Consider the following 5,035-nt stretch of genomic DNA (forward strand, 5'->3'; position numbering starts at 1 on the left):
CAGCTGGGTCCAGGTGCCTTGGTAGTAGTTGTAGTTCACGCCGGGAGCCAGCGCCCCGGTGGGGTTGTCGGGGTTGCGCAGCGTGGTGGTGGGGGGCGGTGGGGTGGTGGTGCCGCCGCCGCTGGTGGTCACGGTCACGGAATAGTCCTCGGTCTCGCCGTATTGGTAAGTGCCGCAGCTGCTGACGGGGGTACTAGGGTCGCTCATGACCACGCGCAGGCGGGTTTTGCCGGCCGTGGCCGTGGTGGGCACGGTGAAGGAAGCGGTTTGGGCGGCCGTGGTGCCGTTAATCGTGCCCGAAGCGACGGTTTCGTTGGTGTCGGCGAAGTCGCCGTCCTGGTTCCAGTCGATGTACACCTTCACGTACTCGGTGTAGGTGTCGGAGCTGAAGCCGGCCTTATAAGTAATGGTTTGCGATGAGCCCTGCGCTACGTTGGTGGTAGTGGCCGTGCCGTCGTAGTAGCCGCCATCCGAGCCGGAGGTGCGGTTGATGCTGCCCAGGCTTACTTGCGCCAAGTGCTCGTAGCTCGCGTCGTTGCCCTTCGAGGCGCAGTAGGTGGCGCCGCCGGTGGGGGGCGGCGTCGTGCCTCCGCTGGTGGTAGAGAAGGGGGCCGAGGCACTGAAGGTGCTGCTGCCGCCGCTGCACACGGTCTGGACCTGGAACTCGTAGTCGGTCGAGGCTGCCAAGCCCGTCAGGGCTTTGCTGGTGCCGGTGCTGGTGGTATTGGTCCAGCTCGTGGCGCCCGAGACGCGGTAGCGCACGTTGTAGGAGGAGGCGCCCGAGACGGCCGCCCAGGCCAGGGTCGCGCCGGTGCTGCTCACGCCCGAGGTGCTCAGGCTCGAAGGCACGCCGCAGGTAGCGGGAGGCGGTGTGGAGGCGGTGCTCTCGTAGGCGCCGATATCGACGGTGCCGCCCACCACGCGGGTGTTGCCGGCCAGGTCAGTGGTGGAGAGCTTGTTGTTGACCCCTGCGTTGATGGCCGGGCTGGTGGGCTGGAGCGTGAAGTCAGCGGACAAGCTCGTGCCTTGACCGTTGAACAGCGGGTCCGCTACCTTGTTGCTGCCGAGCGGGATGGTCACCCTTTCGCTTTCGGGGGTGCTGCTGGGACCGTTGGGCACGTAGGTTCCATTGACGACGACCGTGCCAATGCTGCTAATGTTCGAACCCGATTGCGTGATGGTATTGCCGAAGAACAGGTTGTTGGCATAGGTGACGACGTTCGTGCCGTTGTTAGCTCTGGAGAAGACCCGCTCATTGGAAGAAGATACTGAAATGTTGTTCTGAATGAGAATGTTATCAGAGTCGTTGGCGAAGATTTCGCCATTGCTCAGTTCCGGACTCGTCGAGTTGCGGTAGCACGTGTTATTGATGACGTCAACATTGTCCGTTTTAAAGGTCTGGATACCGGACCCGCCATTGTTTACGCAGAGGTTGTTGGCCACCAGCGTCTTGCCCACGAAGCTGTTAACTCGGCCCTTATCGATAATGATGCCGTTGCCATCCGTGATGCCCTTGCAGGTACCCTGGTACCACTTCACGAGAAGTTTGTTGCCGAAGGAGCGGTTGTTGCGAACAGTGATGTGATAGCTGCCGGCGTCATTGCTGGATGTCGAATTGTAGTTGCGGCTGGTGAGTACGGAGATGCCGCTGCTGCCAAAGACGGTGTACCAGGAGTTGTTGTAGACCAGGTTGTTTTCAATGGTGACGTAGTCCGAGTTGATAGCGGAGATACCAGCAGTACCACACTCAAATACCTCGTTGTCGATGAAGCGCAGGTGGTGGGGCGTACCACCATTGGTGCCATCCGCAGCAATACCGGAGCCAAGGTATTCAGGCTGCTTTGCACCTCCTGGATTGTCGCAGGTGCCGGGCTGTGCGCGGGCACCGGCTAAGGTCACTTTGGAATTGTTACCCTGAATGCGAAAGCCGCGGATTTCCACGTAGGACACATTGCCCTTAATGCTAAATCCTTCCCAACTAGAGAATTTGATCAAGGGCTTGATGGGGTCTTGGGGGTAGCCGCGAAAGATAATATAGTTGCCGGACGAGCCCGATGCCTTAATTTCCACTGACGCGCCTTCGTAGGAATTAGCCTCGACGGCGGCGTTGGTGTAAGCCGTGTTAGTACCCCGTACGTTGACGATGTCGCCTCCTTTGAGAACGTACTGGCCAGAAGAATTTTTTAAGTTGGCGATGTATTGAATGGTTCTAAATGGGCTGGTGATGCTGCCCGCATTAGTGGCATCATTACCATTAGCGTTAGAGACATAATACTCGGTGGCGTGTGCGCCAGACCAGGCTCCAAGGCCTAATAATAGCGACAGAAGAAGTTTTTTCATGACTACAAAGAAGGTTGGATGAAACTAATGGGCTGAAATGAAAATGAATGGGAACGTTTCCGGTTCAAATCTCCATTTTTAATGTTCGTTTAACAAGCTCATGTTCAAATCACTGGACCAACGACACAAAAGCATGGTTCAACGACACAAAATTGATGTTCATTCATGATGAGTTATTCTTGTGCGTAGTCAATATTGATTAATTATCAATGATTTACTGCCGGAAGGTGTTCGCGTGTGGCGGCAAAGATTTTCCGCAATCGCTTTAGGCGGTCCAGGCGTTCTGAGAGCGGTGCTGCTGGGCAAGGCAACAGCAAGGACCATAAGCACAAAAGGCCTGCCCCCGGAGGAACAGACCTTTTGTAGCTCAGAAAAGGAAAGCGATGGACCTACTTGTCGAGAGACAGGCGGGAAGAAGAAGTGCCTGTCGAGGTGGTCAGGCGCACGTTGAACAGGGCCGAGCCCTGGTGAGCGGGGGCTTGGAAGACGGCCTCATGCGGGCCAGCGCTCTGTTGCCCATCGACGAGCACAGCCACGATGCGGCCCACGTTATCGAGCACTTCCAGGCGCACGGCACCCGCTTGCTCCACCGTGTAGCTGAGCGTGGCCCGGTCGTGGGTCGGGTTGGGGAAGGCGCTCAGGGCCGCGCCCGCGTCCGCCGTCTTGCTGGTGCCGAGCGCGGTACGGGCGCTGGCGCTGAAGTCGCGGCGGGTGAGGAACGAGCCGGGGATGATCTGCCGGGCCACGCCGGGGCCTGTGATGAAGACCTGCAGGAAGGTGTTGCCCGTGGCCTCGAAGTAGTCGACNAGAATTCGTTGCCCGTAGCCTCGAAGTAGTCGAGGGCGATGAAGTGCAGGCCGGCTTTGAGGCCGATGGTGCCAGTCTGTTCGAGGTCCCCGCTGTGTAGGCCGTCGTTGTTGACGACGAGCTGGTTGCCGATGTAGAGCTTGGTGCCTTCGTTGGACTTGGTGCCGAAGGTGTACTCGCCATCGGCGGGCACGCTCACGTAGCCGTAGAAGCGGAAGCCGAAGCCATCCCCTTGCATCGCTGAGGCGAGGTTGAAGGAGTTGGTGTTGCCGGTATTGAAGGGCGTAAGCGCCTCGAAGTTGGGCAGCTGGGTCCAGGTACCCTGGTAGTAGTTGTAGTTCACACCAGGAGCCAGGGTGAAGGTGGGGTTGTCGGCCGGGCGCAGCGTCGTGGTTGGTGGAGGCGTGGTGCCGCCACCGCTGGTGGTCACGGTCACGGAATAGTCTTCGGTTTCGCCGAAGTTGTAGGTGCCGCAGCTGGTGATATTGGGGTCGTCAGTCAGCACCACGCGCAGGCGGGTTTTGCCAGCCGGGGCCGCGGCAGGCACGATGAAGGAAGCGGTTTGCGGGGCCGTGGTTTTACTAATGGTGCCCGCGGCGACGGTTTCGTTCGCGTCGATGAAGTCGCCGTCCCGGTTCCAGTCGATGTACACCTTCACGAACTCGTCGTAAGTGGTCGAGGCGAAGCCGGCTTTGTAGGTGATGGTCTGGGTCGAGCCCTGGGCCAGGTTGGTGTTGATGGCCGTGCCGTCGTAGTAGCCGCCATCGGCGCCGGAGGTGCGGTTGAGGCTGCCCAGGCTCACTTGGGCCAGGTGCTCGTAGCTCACGTTGTTGCCCTTCGAGGCGCAGTAGCTGCCACCAGTGGTCGGGGGGGGCGTGGTGCCACCGCTGTTCGTCGGGAAGGTGGCTGAGGGGCTAAAGTTGCTGTTACCGATGGTGCACACGGTCTGGACCTGGAACTCGTAGGTGCTCGACGCGGTCAGGCCGGTGAGGGCTTTGCTGGTGCCGGTGCTGGTGGTGTTGGTCCAGGTCGTGGTGTTCAAGATGCGGTAGCGCACATTGTAGGAGTTCGCGTTCGGAACGGCCGTCCAGGCTAGGGTCGCGCCGGTGCTGCTCACGCCCGACGTGCTCAGGCTCGTCGCTATGCCGCAAGGGGCGGGAGGAGGCGTGCTGGTGAAGCTGCTCTCGTAGGCACCCAGGTCCACCTTGCCGTCCACTACGCGGGGGTTACCAGCCAGGTCCTTGAGCAAGTTCGTTGCCAGGCTGTTGGTCAGGCCCGCGTTGATGGCCGGGCTTAGTGGGCTGGTCTTGAGGGTGAAGTCAGCCGTCGCCCTGTCCGTGGTTGGGTTGACAAACAGCGGATCTGCTACGATGTTGCTGCCGACTGGGATGTTAGAGGAGACCGTTCTGCTGGGGCCGGTGGGAACGTAAGTGCCATCGTTGATGATGGTGCCGGTGCTGGTAATAGTCGTCCCCGAGATGGTGACGGTGGGGCCGAAAAAGAGATTGTTAACAAACTGAATGTTGTTCGTACCGGCTCCGGTGAAGGCCTTCTCACCGGGGGAGGAGACCGAAATATTGTTCTGAAGGAGAATGTTAGTGGAGTTGTTGGCGTAGATTTCGCCGGAGCTCAGATCCGGGCTCGTCGAGTTGCGGTAGCACGTGTTGTTGATGATATCGACGTTGTTGGTGATGAAGGTTTGGATGCCGGCGCCGCCATTGTTCACGCAGAGATTATTGGCCACCAAAAACTTACCCACGAAGTTTTTTTCCCTATTCTTGTCAAGAATGATGCCGTTGCCGTCCGTGATGCCCTCGCATTTGGGGCCATTAGGATTAAACTCATTAAACCACTTTACGAAGAGGCGGTTGCCAAAGCAGCGGTTGTT

General features: G+C 59.0%; 3 protein-coding genes. All 3 read right to left on the reverse strand.

Going from position 1 to position 5,035, the window contains the following annotated elements; all coding sequences use genetic code 11:
- Positions 1 to 2,340: GEVED domain-containing protein (locus WX88_RS28430; RefSeq protein ID WP_052733143.1), on the reverse strand; the 2,340-nt coding region annotated here is incomplete at its 3' end.
- A gap of 389 nt (positions 2,341 to 2,729) precedes the next feature.
- A complete protein-coding gene (locus WX88_RS26345) occupies positions 2,730 to 3,086 on the reverse strand; it encodes a hypothetical protein (protein WP_046247420.1) in 357 nt (118 codons plus the stop codon).
- Positions 2,978 to 4,906 carry a GEVED domain-containing protein gene (locus tag WX88_RS26350; protein WP_449404337.1) on the reverse strand — a complete coding sequence of 643 codons (1,929 nt, stop codon included), beginning with the start codon at positions 4,904 to 4,906 and terminating at the stop codon, positions 2,978 to 2,980. The genes WX88_RS26345 and WX88_RS26350 overlap by 109 nt, the downstream gene beginning before the upstream one ends.
- Positions 4,907 to 5,035: the final 129 nt, after the last annotated feature.

The sequence above is a fragment of the Hymenobacter terrenus genome, from assembly GCF_000972495.1.
GTDB lineage: Bacteria > Bacteroidota > Bacteroidia > Cytophagales > Hymenobacteraceae > Hymenobacter > Hymenobacter terrenus.